14 protein-coding genes are annotated in these 18,135 nt (G+C 72.6%); 9 read left to right on the top strand and 5 right to left on the bottom strand.

Annotation, left to right across the window (positions count from 1 at the left end):
* Nucleotides 1-58 precede the first annotated feature (58 nt).
* From IE274_RS19750 to IE274_RS19730, 5 genes are all read right to left on the bottom strand, one after another.
* Nucleotides 59-1,567, bottom strand: a complete 1,509-nt coding sequence (locus tag IE274_RS19750; RefSeq protein ID WP_190117158.1) for a hypothetical protein — start codon at nucleotides 1,565-1,567, stop codon at nucleotides 59-61.
* 217 nt (nucleotides 1,568-1,784) lie between these two features.
* On the bottom strand, nucleotides 1,785-2,930 hold the full coding sequence (locus IE274_RS19745) for a serine hydrolase domain-containing protein (RefSeq protein ID WP_190117157.1): 1,146 nt from the start codon (nucleotides 2,928-2,930) through the stop codon (nucleotides 1,785-1,787).
* A gap of 103 nt (nucleotides 2,931-3,033) precedes the next feature.
* Entirely contained in the window at nucleotides 3,034-3,852 is an 819-nt protein-coding gene (locus IE274_RS19740; RefSeq protein ID WP_190117156.1) for a transporter substrate-binding domain-containing protein, read from the bottom strand.
* A 21-nt stretch (nucleotides 3,853-3,873) separates the two neighbouring features.
* A complete protein-coding gene (locus IE274_RS19735) occupies nucleotides 3,874-5,496 on the bottom strand; it encodes a M81 family metallopeptidase (protein WP_190117155.1) in 1,623 nt (540 codons plus the stop codon).
* Between the two features lie 68 nt (nucleotides 5,497-5,564).
* Nucleotides 5,565-6,812: an ROK family transcriptional regulator gene (locus IE274_RS19730; RefSeq protein ID WP_190117154.1), complete on the bottom strand. Its 1,248-nt coding sequence runs from the start codon at nucleotides 6,810-6,812 to the stop codon at nucleotides 5,565-5,567.
* A gap of 278 nt (nucleotides 6,813-7,090) precedes the next feature.
* Here IE274_RS19730 and IE274_RS19725 point away from each other — a divergent pair, with 278 nt between their 5' ends.
* The 9 genes from IE274_RS19725 (at nucleotide 7,091) to IE274_RS19685 (ending at nucleotide 18,123) form a co-directional block, all read left to right on the top strand.
* Complete coding sequence (locus tag IE274_RS19725) at nucleotides 7,091-8,932, top strand: peptide ABC transporter substrate-binding protein (protein ID WP_190117153.1); 1,842 nt, start codon at nucleotides 7,091-7,093, stop codon at nucleotides 8,930-8,932.
* On the top strand, nucleotides 8,929-9,879 hold the full coding sequence (locus tag IE274_RS19720) for an ABC transporter permease (protein ID WP_190117152.1): 951 nt from the start codon (nucleotides 8,929-8,931) through the stop codon (nucleotides 9,877-9,879). Before IE274_RS19725 ends, IE274_RS19720 begins: the two co-directional genes overlap by 4 nt.
* Entirely contained in the window at nucleotides 9,876-10,781 is a 906-nt protein-coding gene (locus IE274_RS19715) for an ABC transporter permease (protein WP_198897908.1), read from the top strand. The genes IE274_RS19720 and IE274_RS19715 overlap by 4 nt, the downstream gene beginning before the upstream one ends.
* A 94-nt stretch (nucleotides 10,782-10,875) precedes the next feature.
* A complete protein-coding gene (locus IE274_RS19710; RefSeq protein WP_190117151.1) occupies nucleotides 10,876-13,035 on the top strand; it encodes an ABC transporter ATP-binding protein in 2,160 nt (719 codons plus the stop codon).
* Nucleotides 13,032-13,973, top strand: coding sequence for a homocysteine S-methyltransferase (mmuM, locus tag IE274_RS19705; RefSeq protein WP_190117150.1), 942 nt, complete (start codon nucleotides 13,032-13,034; stop codon nucleotides 13,971-13,973). Before IE274_RS19710 ends, mmuM begins: the two co-directional genes overlap by 4 nt.
* A gap of 144 nt (nucleotides 13,974-14,117) precedes the next feature.
* Nucleotides 14,118-15,203, top strand: coding sequence for a WD40/YVTN/BNR-like repeat-containing protein (locus IE274_RS19700; RefSeq protein WP_190117149.1), 1,086 nt, complete (start codon nucleotides 14,118-14,120; stop codon nucleotides 15,201-15,203).
* 128 nt (nucleotides 15,204-15,331) lie between these two features.
* The gene (locus IE274_RS19695) at nucleotides 15,332-16,009 is read left to right on the top strand and encodes a uracil-DNA glycosylase (RefSeq protein WP_190117148.1); all 678 of its coding nucleotides are present in this window, start codon (nucleotides 15,332-15,334) and stop codon (nucleotides 16,007-16,009) included.
* Nucleotides 16,006-16,980 carry an N-acetylglucosamine kinase gene (locus IE274_RS19690; RefSeq protein ID WP_190117147.1) on the top strand — a complete coding sequence of 325 codons (975 nt, stop codon included), beginning with the start codon at nucleotides 16,006-16,008 and terminating at the stop codon, nucleotides 16,978-16,980. Before IE274_RS19695 ends, IE274_RS19690 begins: the two co-directional genes overlap by 4 nt.
* A gap of 198 nt (nucleotides 16,981-17,178) precedes the next feature.
* A complete protein-coding gene (locus IE274_RS19685; RefSeq protein WP_190117146.1) occupies nucleotides 17,179-18,123 on the top strand; it encodes a sirohydrochlorin chelatase in 945 nt (314 codons plus the stop codon).
* Nucleotides 18,124-18,135 lie beyond the last annotated feature (12 nt).

The raw sequence follows: 18,135 nt of genomic DNA, 5'->3' as shown, positions 1-18,135 counted from the left end.
GGCCCGGATCGCGGGGATCCGGCCGTACTCCCCCCGTGTGCGCGCTCGCCCGCGCCCGTCAGTCGGCGAGCATCCGCGCCAGGCTGGCCAGGACATCAGGGTCGTCGTCGAAGGCGCCGTGCGTGCGGGCGCCCGAGCGCAGTCCCGGGACCCCGTCCCCGTCGACAGGTGACCACACGGTGCGCCGCGGGTCGGCCGCGAGGAACGCCCGCAGGTCCTCGGAGTCCTGCCCGCCGAAGGCGCCGTCGGCGGTGTACCAGCGCTGCATGCCCGCGATCGGCGCGACGGCCGACTGCCGGGCGGGGCCGCGCTCCAGGACGCCGGAGATGAAGTACAGCAGCGACCTCGGGTAGAGCAGCGGCACCAGGTGGTCGGCGCGTTCGGCCGGGTCGGTCATCGTGAACATCCGCAGCCGGTCGAAGAGTTCGTTGCGCAGCCGGACGACCGGCGCGAGCTGGGTGACGGTGCAGGCGGGGGCGAGGAGCACGACGTCTTGGACGCGGAAGTCGGCGGGCAGCGGGTCGTCGGCGGCGGCGCGCCTGCGGGCGAGGTCGGTGAGCAGGTTGCCGATGAAGACGGCGCCCGCGCTGTGGCCGACGACGGTGACCTTGGGGCGGCTGCCGGTGGCGAGGAGCTGGCTGAAGCGGTCCAGGAAGTAGCGGCCCGCGCGGGTCTCGTCGGCCGCCGCGAACGTGTCGGCCGTCTGGCGCTTCATGGCGTCCCAGACGGCGGCGCCCACGTTGGCGACGTAGAACTCGCGGAGGATCTCCTCGACGACGGTCGGGTACAGGCCGTGGTCGGTGCGCAGCCGGAACCGGCCGACGACGGCGGCGATGACGCGCACCGTCTTGCGCACGAGGAGCGCGGAGGTGACCAGGGCGCGCCGGTTGCCCCCGTCGGTGCTGTCCGCGGCGAGTTCGGCCACCGTTTCCGGTGACATGAGTGTGGCGACCGCCGCGCGCCCCCCGTCGATATCGCGCGCGGCGGTCGTCGTGGGCGCCGACCGCAGGACCGAGCCCACGATCTCCCGGTTGCGGTCGGCGAGTTCGGTGTCCGTCGAGAGTTCGGCGGTGATGAGGACGCGGTCGGCCTCGCCGAGCGGCGGCACGGCCGCGGGCGGGGCCAGGCGGGCGTACGGTTCCTGGCCGGTGCGCAGCAGGGCGAGTTCGGCGGCGACGGCCCGGGCGGGCGGGGCGGTGAGCGAACCCGCGGCGCGCTGGCCGGACCGCTGGAAGACGAATCCGGCGGCGTAGCGGGTCACGCGGCTCAGCAGGGTCTGGAAGACGCCCTCGCTGAGGATCCGCGGCAGATTGCCCTGCAGGATCTCCAGGAGGCCGCTGCTCCACACGAAGAACACGGGCTCGGCGCCCGCCTCCTCGTACACCGGCGTGAGCCGCTCGGCCGTGGCGAAACCCAACTCGTCGTCGACGAGCCCGCCGTGGAAGTGCAGGACCACGCGCGGCCGGTCCTTCAGGCTCGCCACGAGCGCGTCGATGTCGTCGGTGCTGGTCGTGGCGAGCTGTCCGCTCGTCCCGCTGTGTACGCAGCGCCTGCGGGAAGGGTGCATGTCCGGACCTCCGGCCGATAGCCGCTCAGCAGGAGCCCCCCGTCGCGGAAGTCCCCCGACTCCTGCCGCTCCTGGCACAGCCACCGTAGGACCGCCGCCCCCCTCGCGGCCTCAGGGGCGGGCCCGGGGATTACCCCAAGGCGGTCGCGGGCAGGGGCGTCCGGGTAAGCCGGGGCTTACCGTCCCCGGTCCGCGCGGCGCTCCGCCCGAGGGGGGTTCAGCGCTCCCCCAGGCACTCCCGTACGGCCGCGACGAGGCGGTTGGCGCGCGCGTCGCCGTGCCCGATCATCTTGTTGGCCACGTACGCGAAGCCCACCCCGAACTCGTCGTCGCCGAAGGCGAACTGGCCGCCGGAGCCGTCGTTGGCGAAGCTCCGAGGCCCCAGGGTGGGGCGGAAGGCCGGGGCGTCGAGGAGGAAGCCCGAGCCCCAGCGGACCCCCATGTCGAAGCCGAGCCACGACGTGCCGCCGGACTGCTCGCGCACCGCGTCGGTGACGGTGTCACGGCTCAGCAGCCGCTCGGATCCGTCGACTCCGGTCGCGGCGGCGGCGTACAGCGTGGCGAGGCCACGCGCCGAGGAGACCGCGCCCGCGCCGGGGATCTCCGCGCCGAGGAGCGCCGGGTCGTTCCAGCCGTGCGGGACGTCGACACCGGGGAAGACGAAGGCGCCGTTCATCGTGACCATGCGGGTGAGCATCGATTCGGGGCCGGGCATCGGCGGCCTGCCCGGTGCCTCGACGAGCCGCGCCAGGGAGCCGAGTTCCCGCTCCGGCAGGCCGATCCAGGTGCGCAGGCCCAGGTCGTCGGCGACGGCCGCACGGAAGCAGGCGCCCGGGGTGAGTCCGGTGATGCGCCGGATGACCTCGCCGAGGAGGAAGCCGAAGACGTGGGCGTGGTACTCGTACGTCTCGCCGGGTGCCCACAGGGGTTCCTGGTCCTCGATGGCGCGCACCACCGGGGTCCACTCGGTGATCTCCGCGAAGGTCGGCGTGGCGTCGAGGACCGGGAGCCCGGCGCGGTGGCCGAGGACCATGCGCGGGGTGATCGTCTCCTTGCCGCCGCGGGCGAACTCGGGCCAGTACGTGGCCACCGGGGCGTCCAGGTCGAGGCGCCCCTGCTGCGCGAGCAGGTGCGCGCAGACGCTGACGATGCCCTTGGCGCAGGAGAAGACGGGCACGACGGTGTCCTGCTGCCAGGCCCGGCCGGTGCCTTCGTCAGCGACACCGCCCCACAGGTCCACGACCTTGCGCCCGTCCACGAACACGGTGACGGCGGCGCCGAGTTCGTCGAACTCGGCGAAGTTCCGGGCGAAGACGTCCGCGACCGCCCCGTACCGTTCGTCGGCCCATCCGCTGTGTTCCACTGCCCTGCTTCTTCCCTGGGAGACGGCGGCTGACCAGGGACGATGCCCGGTCGGCCAGGTGACCGCGCCACGGTACATGGCACGGCCACCCACCTCCACCGGATTACTTCATCCACTCCGACTCGTACGCCGCGTACGTCCCGTCGTGCGTGGCGAGGTGCACGAACTGGTCGACGTACTCCGTGAACTGGATGTCCCCGCGCGGCACGGCGTAGGCCTTCTCGGCGAAGGTGAAGGGCTTGTCGGGGTGCAGGGAGCACAGTTCGGGGTGGATCTTCGCCTGGTAGCGGGTCTCGCTGGCGTCGGTCATCATCACGTCGGCGCGACCGTCGATGATCTCCTTGAAGATCGTCGAGTTGTCCGGGTGCACGGTGATCGAGGCCTGCTTGATGTGCGCGCGGGCGAACTGCTCGTTGGTGCCGCCGGGGTTGACGACGACCACGGTGCCGGGCTTGTCGATGTCGGCCAGCGCCCCGTCGCCGAACCGCTCCTTGTCGGCGCAGCGCACGATCGGCGTCTTGCCGTCCTCGCGGGTCGGTTCGCTGAAGGCCACCTTGCGGGCGCGCGGCAGCGTGATGGAGACACCGCCCGCGGCGATGTCGCAGCGCCCGTCCGCCACGTCGTCGGCGATCTCCTTCCACGTGGTGGCGACGAACTTCGGCTTGGCGTCGAGGGACTTGGCGAGGTCGTGGGCCATCTTGATGTCGATGCCGCTGTACGTCCCGTCGGCGGCGCGGTGCGTGAAGGGGCGGTAGTCGCCGGTCGTGCACACGCGCAGGACGCCCTTCTTCGGCACGGAGTCCAGGAGGGTGCCCTTGCCGGGAGCGGGGTGGTGCGCGCGGCCCGCGTCGGGTGCCGCGGGTGCGGCGGCGGTGACGGCGAGCAGGCAGACGAGGGCGGACAGGGTGGCGGCACGCTTCATGCGGGCGGTTCCTCTCTGGCGTCAGACACGGTGCGGGGCGAGCGGCGGCAGCAGGGCCGCCGTCAGGCGGGGGCCCGCGCCATCCTCGTACGCGTCGTCCCTCAAGTCGTCGAAGGGGTACAGGGGCCGCTCCACGCGGTGGTGGCCGAGCCGCTTGAGGTCCTGGTCGACGCCGCCCGGGGTGAGCGCGAGCAGCCAGTCGGCCGCCATGTCGTACAGCTCCGGCTCCAGGTAGCCGATCTTCACCACGACCAGGTCGTAGGTGCGCGGGTCGATGCCGAGGCCGCCCTCGGCCGGGCCCGTGAAGTCGGCGAGCGTGTGGAAGGGCTTGCGCCGCTCGACCAGGATCAGGGTGAGCCCGCCCACCCGTACCGCCGCCATGTCCACGCCCCGGTCGTACGCGCCGCCCTCGGCCCGGTCCTTCTGGTCGGTGGCGCGCTGCAGCGCCACGACGGTGCCGGTGAGGTCGTACGGCCCGCCGTGGTTCGCGTCGACCTTGCCGCCGACGGACAGGTCGACCTCGGCGCCCACGCCCGCCTCGAAGCAGCGGGCGACGGCGGCCGGGTCGGTGATGCCCGGGTGTACGGCGGTGACCTCGCCGGAGCGGATCGCGTCGTTGTCCAGGAGCTTGCCGAGCATGTACGCGAGGTCGCCCGCGCCGCCCGCCGTCGGGTTGTCGCCGGAGTCGCTGATGAGGAAGGGGCGCTTCGTGGAGGCCACGGCCTGCTCGACGCACTCCTCGGCGCTGCCGGTCGGGCCGACGAAGACGAAGTCGCGCCGGGCCTCCCAGTAGCGCCGGGCGAGCTGTTCGGCCTCGGCGGCGGCGCGTTCGGCGTCGTCGCCGGTGACGACGATCGCGGCCTGACAGCGCGGCTCGTCCGCCCAGGCGTAGCCGACCCACATCGCGGCGTCGAGGATGCCGGGCAGCTTCTCGATGTCGGCGAGCGAGGCGTACAGGGACGCGGCGGGCTCCAGGCGGGTGCTGGTCTTCTCGCCCGGCAGCAGCACGGGCACCTGCACCCAGGCGCGGTGCGGGCGCTTGCCCTCGCGCAGGCAGCGCACCAGGTTGCGGGCGGCGCGCTCACGGGTCTCCCAGGCGTCCTCGTGCGGGGCGAGGCGGTGCGCGGTGAGCAGGTCGACGGGTGCGGCGAAGCGGTGCGAGACGTTGCCGTGCAGGTCCATGGCGGTGGAGATCATGGGGCGGCCGGTGCCGTCGGGGGTGCCCACGGAGTCCAGGGCCGCGCGGACGGCCTCGGTCAGGTCGGCCTCGGCGTCGGTGAGGCCGACGACGCTCATGGCACCGTGGATGTCGTACACGAGCCCGTCGAAGGGACCCGCCTGCCGGATCCGGGTGACCAGTTCGTCCTTGAGGGTCAGATACGACGGGGCCTCCACCGGGCCGCCGGGCAGCGCCGTCGCGTGCAGCAGCGGCACCCACTCGACGAGGTCCGCGAGGTCGGAGTCCGGCTGCGTCCAGGTGTAGCGGTCGAGGAGTTCCCGGCCGCGGGTCTGGCGGAAGTCGTCGGCGGTGGAGCGGTGCGGGCAGAACGTGGAGGACTCGATGCCGATGCCGCCGATGCCGATGCGCAGTCGGCGGTGGGTGACGGCACGGGCGGTCGCGGGGGCGGCCGGGGTGGTGGTCATGCGGGTGCGCTCTCTTCCTGGTCGGTGGGGGCGGCGGGGGCTTCGGCGGTGGGGTCCTGAGTGGAGGGCTACTGGGGGGTGGACGGTTCGCGGCTGGTGGGGGCGGACGGCTCCCTGCCGGTGGGGGCGGCGGGCTCACGGCCCGTGGTGGGGTCCTGGGTGACGGGCCCCGTCCGCAGGTGGCGGCGCAGCGTGGTGAGGCCCGCGCCGAGCAGACCCGCGTCCGGCCCCGTCACCGTGGTGGTGATCTCCAGGTCGGCGGTGACCACGGGCAGGCAGCGTTCGTACAGCACGCCCCGGACGGCGGCGACCAGCGGCTCGGCGGTGGCGAGGACGCCGCCGAGCGCCACGGCCTGGGGGTTGAAGAAGTTCACGACGACGGACAGCACGGCGCCGATGTGGCGGCCCGCGGTGCGCACCAGGGTGGTGGCGAGCGGGTCGCCGTCCGCGACGAGCCGGAGCAGCTCGCCCGTGGTCGCCACCTCCACGCCCTGGCGGGCGAGCTCACGGATCAGTGCGGCGCCGCTCGCGACGGTCTCCAGGCAGCCGATGTTGCCGCAGCTGCACGGCCGGTCGCCCGCCTCCTCGACGCGCACGTGGCTGATGTCCCCGGCCGCGCCGTTCGCGCCGTCGTGCGGGCGGCCCGAGGCGATGACGCCGCTGCCGATGCCACGGCCCGCCTTCACGACGACCATGTGGTCCAGCTCGGGGCGGGCCACGGCGTGCTCACCGACGGCCATCATCGTGGCGTCGTTCTCGACGGTGACGGGCAGGCCGAGGCGGTCGGCGAGGACTTCGCGCAGCGGGTAGCGGTGCCAGCCGGGCATGCGGGACGGGCTGAGGACGCGGCCCTCGCCGGGGCGTACGGGGCCGGGGAAGGCGACGCCGAGGGCGCGTACGGTGCGGCCCGCCGCGCGCTCCCGGGCGACGAGTTCGGTGACGCGTTCGCACAGCCAGTCCACGGCCGACTCGGGTCCGGCGGTGATGTCGTGCGGCAGGTCGGCGGTGTCGCGGACGCTGCCGTCGAGGTCGACCGCGCCGAGCCGGGCGTGGTGGCTGCCGAGGTCGGCGGCGAGGGCGATGCCGCCCTGGGCGCGCACCCGCAGGAGCCGGGGACGGCGTCCGCCGCGCGAGGCGCCCTCGCCGGACTCGGTGAGGACACCGGCGGCGACGAGTTCCTGGACGCGCAGCGACACGGTGGACGGCGCGAGTCCGAGCTCCCGCACCAGGTCGGCTCTGGAGGAGGCCGCGCCCGACGAGACCAGCCGCACGATGTGCTGCGCCGATCCGGGTTCGTCGTGTGCTGTGCCGGCCATACCGCCCCCGTAGGTTCGATGAGTTGCTTCGACTTCGGACCGAACACTAGGTCTTGTCGAACCAAGTTGACCAGCCCCTCAAAGCAAGGCGAATCAAGCACACCGGCAATCGCGGCAATTCAGGCAACGCCCCCTCTCCTCACCCCGCAAACCTCCACTTTCCCGAGTCTTTGCCGAACGAAGCTCTTGACTTGCTTTTCTCTCCAGGCCTAGCGTTCGGGCCTCCCTACCGCTCACGTGTACGGATCGGTCCCGGCAGTCCCTGGAGGCCCACCACCATGCGCTCACTCAAGGCGGCCGCAGCCGCATGCCTCGTGCTCGCGGTCCTCACGGGCTGCACCCGCGAGGGCGGCCGCGTCGACATGGGTCCGACCGGCGGCGTCCCGGTCGAGGGCGGCACCGCGACCATGGCCCTGCCGCCCAACGCGACCCCCAACTGGATCTTCCCGATCGGCCCGCCGGGCTACGGCGGCTCGTACAACGCGGGCATCCAGTTCCTGCTGTTCATGCCGGTGTACGACGCCGTCCTCGACCAGGACAAGGGCGGCCTCACCACGCACGGCCCGAGCACGCTCGGCCTGAAGCCGAAGTACTCCGACGGCAACAAGACCGTGACCGTGCCGCTGCGCAAGGGCGTGCAGTGGTCCGACGGCAAGCCGGTCACGGCCCGCGACCTGGAGTTCTGGTTCAACCTCCTGAAGGCCAACAAGGCGAACTGGGGCAGCTACTCGGTCGGCACGATGCCCGACAACGTGAAGCGGTTCGAGACGCTCGACGACCACACCGTGCGGCTGCACCTGAGCCGGGCGTACAACCCGGACTGGTTCACCGCCAACCAGCTCACGCTGATGCGGGCGCTGCCCCAGCACGCCTGGGGAGCGAAGACCGACGGCGGCCCCGTCGGTGACTTCGATCGGACGAAGAAGGGCGCGAAGGAAGTCTTCGCCCGCCTCACCCGGCACGGGAAGAGCCTCGGCTCGTACGGCTCCGACCCGCTGTGGAAGACGGTCAACGGGCCCTGGAAGCTGGCGGGCTGGCGCGACAGCGGCCAGGTCACCATCGTCCCGAACGAGAAGTTCACCGGCCCGAAGTCCCAGCGCCCGCACCTGGACAAGGTGGTCTTCAAGCCCTTCACCACCGCCGACTCCGAGTACAACGTGCTGCGTTCGGGCGGCGTCGACTACGGCTACATCCCGCCGTCGGTCATGGCGCAGAAGGGGAAGTTCGAGGACAAGGGCTACCGCGTCGATCCGTGGGAGGGCTGGGCGTCGACGTACATCGTCTACAACTTCAACTCCACGCACGCCGGACCGCTGATGCGCCAGCTCTACATCCGCCGGGCGATGCAGCACCTCGTCGACCAGAAGGCGATGAGCGATGTCATCTGGCAGGGCAGCGCGACCCCGACGCTCGGCCCGGTGCCGGTCACACCGAAGAGCCAGTACCTGTCGAAGGCCATGGAGCGCAACCGCTACCCGTTCTCCGTGGCGAAGGCCACGTCCCTGCTGGAGTCGCACGGTTGGCGCACCGAGGACGGCACCGCACGCTGCGAACGCCCCGGCACCGGCGCCGACGAGTGCGGCGAGGGCATCGGGAAGAACGACCCCTTGGAGCTGACGCTGCTCTCGCAGTCGGGCTCCACGGAGACCACGAACATGATGCAGGAGCTCAAGTCGTCGCTCTCCAAGGCGGGCATCGATCTGACGGTCCGCCAGCAGCCGCTCAACTCGGTGCTCGGCAACTCCGTCCCGTGCACGGCGAAGGACCCCGGCTGCGACTGGGACATGTCCTTCTTCGGCACCGCGGGCAGTTGGTACTACCCGCTCAACCCGAGCGGCGAGCAGCTCTTCTCCACCGGCGCCTCCGCGAACTTCGGCAACTACAGCGACAAGAAGGCCGACCGCATCATCCGCGCCGTGCAGTACTCCCCCGACATGAAGGCCGTGCACGAGTACGGCGAGTACCTGGCCGACCAGCTGCCGGTGATGTGGATGCCCAACCCCGCGTACCAGGTCTCGGTGATCCGCAACGACCTGCGGGGCATCGAGCAGAACCCGACGGTCACCTTCGCGCCGCAGGACTGGTACTTCGTCAAGAACAAGAAGGAGGCCGACAAGTGACCGGCTTTCTGGTCAAGCGCTTCCTGCAGGCGCTCGTCGTCCTCTTCCTGGTGTCGATCATCGTCTTCGTGCTCCTGCACATGCTGCCGGGCGGTCCCGCGCGCGCGATCCTCGGCCCGAAGGGCACACCGCAGCAGATCGACCAGTTCAACCACCAGCAGGGGTACGACCGTTCGCTGCCGACGCAGTACTTCATGTACCTGAAGCGGCTGTTCACCGGCGACCTCGGGGACTCGTACAAGCTCAACTCGCCCGTCTTCGAGCTGCTCAAGCAGCGGCTGCCGAAGACGCTGCTGCTCACCGTCCTTTCGACCGCGCTCGCCGTCGTCATCGCGGTGCCGCTCGGTCTGCTGCAGGCGGTCAGGCGCGGCAAGGCGTCGGACTACGCACTCACCGGCCTCGCCTTCCTGCTGTACGCGACGCCGGTGTTCTTCCTCGGCCTCATCATGATCATCCTGTTCGCGCAGGTCTTCCCGGTCTTCCCGGCGGAGGCGCCGCAGGGCGAGTCGATCGGTGAACTCCTCGGCGACTTCACCGGTTTGGTGCTCCCGGTGGTGACGATGGCGTTCGGCATCGTGGCGATGTTCAGCCGCTACATGCGCTCGGCAGTGCTCGACAACCTCACCGAGGAGTACGTCCGCACCGCCATGGCCAAGGGCCAGTCGAGCCGCCGCATCCTGGTCCGGCACGTCCTGCGCAACGCGCTCATCCCGCTCGCGACACTCCTCGGCCTGTATCTGCCGACGCTCTTCAGCGGCGCGCTCGTCGTCGAGTCGATGTTCAACTACCCAGGCATGGGGCTGCTGTTCTGGAACGCGGCCCAGGGCTCGGACTTCCCCGTGCTGCTCGGCGTGACGCTCGTCGTCGGCATCGCCACGGTCCTCGGCTCACTCCTCACAGACATCCTCTACGCCGTCCTCGACCCCCGGATTCGGAGTGTGGCATGACCACCACGACGGCCCCGCACACCGTGCCGGGGCACGAGGAGGCCGCGCAGGCCACCCCCTCGCTGGCCCGCCGCACCCTGCAGGTCTTCACCGGCAACAAGCTCGCCCTGACCGGAGTCGTCCTGCTGGTGCTGCTGCTCGCCTTCAGCTACCTCGGCCCGCTCCTGTACGACACCGAGCAGACCCACACCGACCTGTCGCAGGCGAACCTCTCCCCCGGCACCGACGGCCATCTGCTCGGCACCACCGACCTCGGCTACGACATGGTCGGCCGCCTCATGGTCGCGGGCCGGACCTCCCTCGAAATCGGCCTGGCGGCAGGGCTTCTGGCCACCCTCTTCGGCACCGTGTACGGCGCCGTCTCCGGCTACTTCGGCGGCTGGGTGGACGCCGCGATGATGCGGATCACGGACGCGGCGCTCGCCATCCCCGCTATGTTCCTGCTCGTCGTGGTCGCCGCGATCATCACGCCCAGCAAGGGCGTCCTCATCCTCATCATCGCGGCCGTCGCCTGGCTGTCCCCGGCACGGCTCGTGCGCGGCGAGGCGCTGTCGCTGCGCAACCGCGAGTACGTCCAGGCGATGCGGATGATGGGCGGCGGGGGTGCGCGGGCCGTCTTCAAGCACATCGTGCCGAACGCGATCGGCACCGTCATCGTCAACTGCACCTTCCAGATCGCCGACGCCATCCTCTACGTCAGCTACCTGGCGTTCCTCGGCCTCTCCATCCCGCCGCCGTCGGCCGACTGGGGCTCGATGCTGTCGGCCGGGATCACCTACACGCAGAACGGCTACTGGTGGCTGATCTTCCCGCCGGGCATCGCGATCGTGCTGGTCGTCGCCGCGTTCAACTTCATCGGCGACGGGCTGCGGGACGCGTTCGAAGTACGGCTGCGGAAGTGACGGCCGCCATGGCGGACGCGCCGGACACGGCTGCGGTCACGACCGCGGATGCGGCGGCAAGGGTACGGCTGCGCGAGCAAAGGACCTCACTGACATGACGGAGCTTCAACTCACCGACGCCGGGCCGGGCACGCCCGCACCCCTGCTCAGCATCGACGATCTGCACGTCGACATCGCCTCGCGCGACCGCACCGTCCACGCCCTCGACGGCGTCTCCCTCGACCTCGTGCCGGGCGAGGCCCTGGGCATCGTGGGCGAGTCGGGCTGCGGCAAGACCATGACCGCGCTGAGCGTCCTCGGGCTCCTTCCGCCCGGCGGCACCGTCACCGGCGGCCGGATCCTCTTCGACGGCCAGGACCTTGCGGCCGCGTCCGCGCCGACGCTGCAGGACGTCCGCGGGAACACCGTCGGCATGGTCTTCCAGGACCCGCTGACCTCGCTGAATCCCACGATGACCATCGGCGCGCAGGTGGCCGAGCCGCTGCTCCTGCACCGGGCGGGCATCGGCAGGAAGGAGGCGTGGGCGCGGGCCGAGGAGATGCTGCGGCTCGTGGGCATGCCGCAGCCCGCCGAGCGCATGAAGAACTATCCGCACCAGCTCTCGGGCGGCATGCGCCAGCGCGTGGCCATCGCGATGGCCCTGGTGTGCGAGCCGAAGCTCCTCATCGCCGACGAGCCAACGACCGCGCTCGACGTCACGACGCAGCACCAGATCCTGGAACTCATCGACAACCTCCGCCAGACCCTCGGCATGGCGATGATCCTCGTCACGCACGACCTCGGCGTCATCGCCAACCGCGTCGACCGCGTCGCGGTGATGTACGCGGGCAAGGTCGCCGAACAGTCCGACGTACGCGGCCTGTTCGCGCGCCCGCGCCACCGCTACACGGAGGCGCTGTTCGCGGCGCTCCCGGAGCGGGCGGCGGACCGGGGCACCGAGCTGCACACCATTCCCGGTCTGCCGCCGAGCCTCACGGTGCGGCCCACGGGGTGCCGGTTCGCGCCGCGTTGTTCGTTCGCCACGCAGGAGTGCCGGGAACGGGAGCCGGAGCTGGAGCTCTCGGTGGAGCCTTCGGTGGAGCCCGAGTGGGGGCTGGTCGGCGCGGCGCCCGCAGCGGCGGGGCAGGACGCGGAAGCGGCGAAGGCGTCGCCTCCGTCCGGTCACCGATTCGCCTGCTTCCACCCCGTGCCGTACGGCGACGCGCCCGCCGAACAGGTCGTGACCCCGCCGCCCGCCACCGCCACCGAGCCCGGCGAAGTGCTGCTCGAACTCGACGCACTGGTCAAGGAGTTCCCACTGTCCGGCGGCCCGTTCGCCCGGCGCCGGGGCACGGTGAGCGCGGTCGGCGGCGTCTCGCTGAGCGTCCGCAGGGGCGAGACGTACGGCATGGTCGGCGAGTCCGGGTGCGGGAAGACGACGCTGGGCCGGATCGTGGCGGGCCTGGAGGAGCCGACGGCGGGCACGGTCCGCTTCGACGGCCGGGACCTGTCCGGGCTCTCGCGCGCGGAGCGCCGCGCGCACCGGCGCCGCATCCAGCTGATGTTCCAGGACTCGACGGCCGCGATGGACCCGCGCATGCGGGTCGGTGAGATCCTGCGCGAGCCGCTGGTCATCCAGGGCGTCGGCTCCCGCGCCGAGCGGGAACGCCTGACGGCCGAACTCCTCGACGCCGTGGGCCTGCCGCGCGGTGCCGTGCACCGCTACCCGCACGAGTTCTCCGGCGGGCAGCGCCAACGCCTCGGCCTGGCCCGGGCGTTGACGCTCGCACCGGACCTGGTGGTGGCGGACGAGCCGGTGTCGGCGCTCGACGTGTCGGTGCAGGCGCAGATCCTCAACCTCATGCGGGAGCTGCAGCGCGAGCGCGGCCTGACGTATCTGTTCATCTCCCACGACCTCGCGGTGATCCGCCATCTCGCGGACACCGTGGGCGTCATGTACCTGGGCAGACTCGTGGAGTCGGGCCCCGCCGAGCAGGTGTACGCACACCCGCTGCACCCCTACACACGCGGCCTGCTCGACACGGTGAACGTGCCCGACCCGGCCGCGGCGTCCGGCGGCGAGCGCGAGCCGCTGCGCGGCGAGACGCCGTCCGCGGCGCAGCCCCCGTCCGGCTGCCGCTTCCGCACCCGCTGCCCGTTCGCCGCGGAGGTCTGCGCGACGACGGAACCACCGGTCAGCACGCCGAACGCGGCAGGGCATCAGGTCGCATGCCACTTCCCCCTGGCCGCGCCTCGGCTAGCGTCGGCAGTATGAACGACGTGGCGAGTACGCAGGCGGGCCCCGGCAACGACGGGCTCGCCCTGGCGACGGCCCTTGCGCGCGGGCCGCTGGTCCTCGACGGCGGCCTCTCCAACCAGTTGGAGGCCGCCGGGCACGACCTGTCCGACGACCTGTGGTCGGCGCGGCTGCTCGCCGAACAGCCCGACGCGGTACGGGCGGCGCACCGGGCGTACTACGAGGCGGGCGCCGACGTCGTGACCACGGCCAGCTACCAGGCCACCTTCGAGGGCTTCGCACGGCACGGCATCGACGCGGTCAGCACGGCCGAGCTGCTGCGCCTGAGCGTCGCCCTCGCCCGCGAGGCGGCGGCGCTCACCGCGGCGCGGCGGCCCTTGTGGGTGGCGGCGTCCGCGGGCCCGTACGGCGCGCTGCTCGCCGACGGCTCGGAGTACCGCGGCCGCTACGGCCTGAGCGTCGCCGACCTGGAGCGCTTCCACCGCCCCCGCCTGGAGGTCCTGTCCGACGCCGCGCCCGACGTGCTGGCCCTGGAGACCGTCCCCGACCTCGACGAGGCCCGCGCCCTGCTGCGCGCGGTGCGGGGCCTCGGCGTGCCCGCGTGGCTCTCCTTCACCGTCACCGGCGACCGGACGCGCGCCGGACAGCCCCTCACCGAGGCCTTCGCGCTCGCGGCGGACGCCGACGAGGTCATCGCCGTGGGCGTCAACTGCTGCGACCCCCGCGACGTGGACACCGCCGTCCCCCTGGCCGCCCGCATCACGGGCAAGCCGGTCGTGGTCTACCCCAACTCGGGCGAGTCCTGGGACGCGACGACCCGCACCTGGCAGGGCCCGGCCCGCTTCGCCCCCCGCCGGGCGGGCGCCTGGCGCGACGCGGGGGCGCGCCTCATCGGGGGCTGCTGCCGGGTGGGCCCGGAGACGATCGCGAAGGTGGCGGAGGAAGTACGCGCCTGAAGGGCGACTGTCGGCAAAGCCGTCGCCGCTAGGCCGCCACCACACCCTGTGACCTGGGCAGACATCACTCCAGGGCGTCATTGTCAGTGCCCCGGTGCAGACTGAGCCGTACCTGGAGACAACGCCGTCCGAAAGGTGCCAGCCATGGCTGACGTCCTGCTCACCGTCGGTACCCGCAAGGGTCTGTTCGTCGCTCGCCGCACACAGGGTGGCTGGCGGTTCGACGAGGGTCCGTACTTCAACGCGCAGGCGATCTACTCGATCGCGATCGACACCCGCACCCCCACACCACGCCTCCTCGTCGGCGGCGACAGCGCCCACTGGGGGCCTTCGGTGTTCCACTCCGACGACCTCGGCCGGACGTGGACCGAGCCGAAGAAGGCCGCCGTCAAGTTCCCCAAGGACACCGGGGCCTCGCTGGAGCGGGTGTGGCAGCTGCACCCGGCGGCGGCCGAGCCGGACGTGGTGTACGCGGGCACGGAGCCCGCCGCGCTGTACCGCTCCGCGGACCGGGGCGAGTCCTTCGAACTGGTGCGGCCCCTGTGGGAGCATCCGTCCCGCTCGCAGTGGCAGCCAGGAGGCGGCGGCGAGGGCCTGCACACGATCCTCACGGACGAGCGTGATCCGGCCGCCGTGACGGTCGCGGTGTCCACGGCGGGCGTGTTCCGCACCGAGGACGGCGGCGCGAGCTGGCGGCCGTCCAACTCCGGGGTGTCGGCGGTGTTCCTGCCGGACCCGAACCCGGAGTTCGGCCAGTGCGTGCACAAGGTCACCCAGGACGCCGCCGACCCGGACCGGCTGTATCTGCAGAACCACTGGGGCGTGTATCGCAGCGACGACTCCGGCGCCCACTGGACGGACATCGGCGAGGGCCTGCCCTCCGACTTCGGCTTCGCGGCGGTCGCCCACCCGCACCGCGGCGACACGGCGTACGTCTTCCCGATCAACGCGGACTCGGACCGGGTCCCGGCCGACCGCCGCTGCCGGGTCTACCGCACGGCGGACGCGGGCAAGAGCTGGGAGCCGCTGAGCGCGGGGCTGCCGCAGGGCGACCACTTCGGCGTGGTGCTGCGGGACGCCATGTGCACCGACGGCGCCGACCCGGCGGGCCTGTACTTCGGCAACCGCACCGGCGAGGTGTACGCGTCCGCGGACGACGGGGAGAGCTGGCAGGAGCTGGCCTCGCACCTGCCGGACGTGCTGTGCGTGCGCGCGGCGGTCATCGGGTGATCCGGGCCGCGGCGGGGCTCCGTCGACCGGGCGGCGGCAGGCTCGCCGATCAGGCCGCGGCGGGCTCCGCGGCGAGCTTCGGCCATCGGTTGATCGACGGCGCCTGTACGGCAGTAGAGTGACGCTCCGTGGCACCACGACCCTTGCATGAAATCGTCGAAGCCGGCTGGGCCAAGGCCCTGGAGCCGGTGGCCGAACAGATCGCCTCCATGGGGGACTTCCTGCGCGCGGAGATCGGCGCGGGACGCACCTACTTGCCCTCCGGACCGAATGTGCTGCGCGCCTTCCAGCAGCCGTTCGACGAGGTGCGCGTCCTGATCGTCGGCCAGGATCCCTACCCCACCCCCGGGCACGCGGTGGGCCTGTCCTTCTCGGTGGCGCCCGACGTCAGACCGCTGCCCGGCAGCCTCATCAACATCTATCGGGAACTGAACAGCGACCTGGGCCTGCCCCAGCCGTCCAACGGCGACCTCACGCCCTGGACCCAGCAGGGCGTACTGCTCCTCAACAGGGCGCTCACGACGGCCCCGCGCAAGCCCGCCGCGCACCGCGGCAAGGGCTGGGAGGAGGTCACCGAGCAGGCGATCAAGGCGCTCGCGGCGCGCGGTCGGCCACTGGTGTCGATCCTGTGGGGCCGGGACGCCCGCAATCTGCGGCCGCTGCTCGGCCAGTTGCCGTCGGTGGAGTCCTCGCACCCCTCGCCGATGTCGGCGGACCGCGGCTTCTTCGGTTCGCGCCCGTTCAGCCGCGCCAACGACCTCCTGGAGCGGCAGGGAGCGCAGCCGGTGGACTGGCGGCTGCCGTGACCGAGCCCGCGGTCGTCCTCGGCGTCGACTCCGGCGGCTCGGGTCTGCGCGCCGTCCTCGGCGTCCCGGACGGGCTGCGCGCGCCGGGTCCGGTGCGCTCGGCGGAACCGGTGCGGACGGGCCCGCGCGGCATTGACGCCGCGCACATGCGGGAGCAACTGGAGCCGATGGTGCGGCAGTTGCTGGCCGAAGTGGGCGGCGGGCGGCTCGCCGCCGTGGCCGTCGGCGCCGCCGGGATGGCGACGCTCGGCGACGACCTGCGGGGCCGGCTGCCGGCCGCGCTCGCCGAGTTGTTCGGGGTGCGGCGCGTGGCCCTAGCCGCCGACGCCGTCACCGCGTACGCGGGCGCGCTCGGCCAGCGGCCCGGTGCCGTCGTCGCCGCGGGCACCGGCCTGATCGGCCTGGGCACGGACCTCACCGCGTGGCGGCGGACCGACGGCTGGGGGCATCTGCTCGGCGACTGCGGCAGCGGCGCGTGGATCGGTCGCGCCGGGCTCGAAGCGGCGATGCGGGACTTCGACGGGCGCCGGGGCGGCTCGGCCGCGCTGCGCGCCCGCGCGGAGGAGATGTTCGGCAGTCCCCTTTCGGGCCTGCCGCGGCAGTTGTATCCGCGCCCGGACCGCCCCGCCGTGCTCGCCGCGTTCGCACCCGAGGTGGGGCGGTGCGCGGCCGACGGCGACCCGGTGGCCGTGCGCGTACTCAACGAGGCGGCCGGGCACATCGCGGACGCGGCGGCGGCGGCCTGCCCCCCGGACGGGGCCTGCGAAGTCGCCCTCACCGGCGGCCTGCTGAAGCTCGGCGACGTACTCCTGGACCCGCTGGGGGCACAACTGACGGAGCGTCTTCCGCACGCCCGTCGGGTACCGGCGGCGGGCGACCCCCTCGACGGCGCCGTCCGCATCGCCACCGACCTCGCGGCGGACACCCTCAAGCTCCCTGGCGACCCGCACCTGTTGTACGTCGAGGAGTGACACCCGGCCGTCCGGACCGGGCGTTCGACAAGGCCGAGCGTTCGACGGATCGGGCGGCGTGTGCGTTTCCCGTTCACGCCGTCTCCAAACCCGGATACGGCCTCATACTCCCCAACTCGCAGGACAAATCGGACTAATACCACCGACCTGCACCCTCCCCGAACAGGGAAACCCCACAAGCCAGTAGCATGCGGCGCCATGAGCTCCCCCACTGGGCCCGCATCCGGCCTGCCCGTACGAATGCCGCGCCCCCGTCAGCCGGGCCGGCACCGCCGCCCGGAGCCCGTCGCGGCTCCCCAGGGCGCGCCCGCGCTCGTCCTCGCCGTGCCGGGCGTCCCCAGCGCCGCCACCCGCGGCATCGCCGAGGAAGTCGTCTCCATCGCGCGCTCCGAGCTGCCCGGTCTCGACGCCAGAATCGGCTACGTCGACGGGACGGACGCCGACGCCGGCCCGTCGGCCGAGTTCCCCACGCTGCAGGCCGTGCTCGCGCACACCGCCGCCGAGCGCACCGCCCGCTACGAGCAGGCGCTGGCTGCCGGCGTCGAGGACGCCCGCCGCCCCGAAGGTCCCGTCGCCGTCGTGGTGCCCCTGCTCGCGGGCCCCGACAACGCGCTGATGCGCCGCATCCGCCAGGCCGTCATGGACAGCCGCGCCGCCGCCGAGCTGACGGATGTCCTCGGTCCGCACCCGCTGCTCGCCGAGGGCCTGCACGTGCGGCTCTCCGAGGCGGGTCTGGCCCGCGCCGACCGGGCCCGTCTTTTCACGGTCGCGACCGCGGCGGACGGCATCGTCCTGGCCACGGTCGGCGGCGAGGAGGCCGTGCAGGCCGCCGGGATCACCGGCATGCTGCTCGCGGCGCGCCTCGCGGTGCCGGTGATGGCCGCCGCCCTGGACGAGGAGGGCTCGGTCGCCGCGATCACGGAGCAGCTCCGCGGCTCCGGCTCGGCCCAGCTGGCCCTCGCGCCGTACCTGATCGGCCCCGAGGTCGATGTGAGCCTCCTCGACGCCGCCGCGAAGGAGGCGGGATGCGCCGTCGCCGAGCCGCTCGGCGCGTACCCGGCGATCGGCAAGCTGGCCCTGTCCAAGTACACGACGGCGCTGGGCATCACCCCGCAGCAGCCGTCCGGCGCCCCGGTGCACTGACGCCCGGTTCGC

Source organism: Streptomyces flavofungini, from assembly GCF_014650815.1.
Lineage (GTDB): Bacteria > Actinomycetota > Actinomycetes > Streptomycetales > Streptomycetaceae > Streptomyces > Streptomyces flavofungini.
Note: the sequence above shows the minus strand (reverse complement) of the source record. Positions and strands in the feature narration are given on the sequence as shown.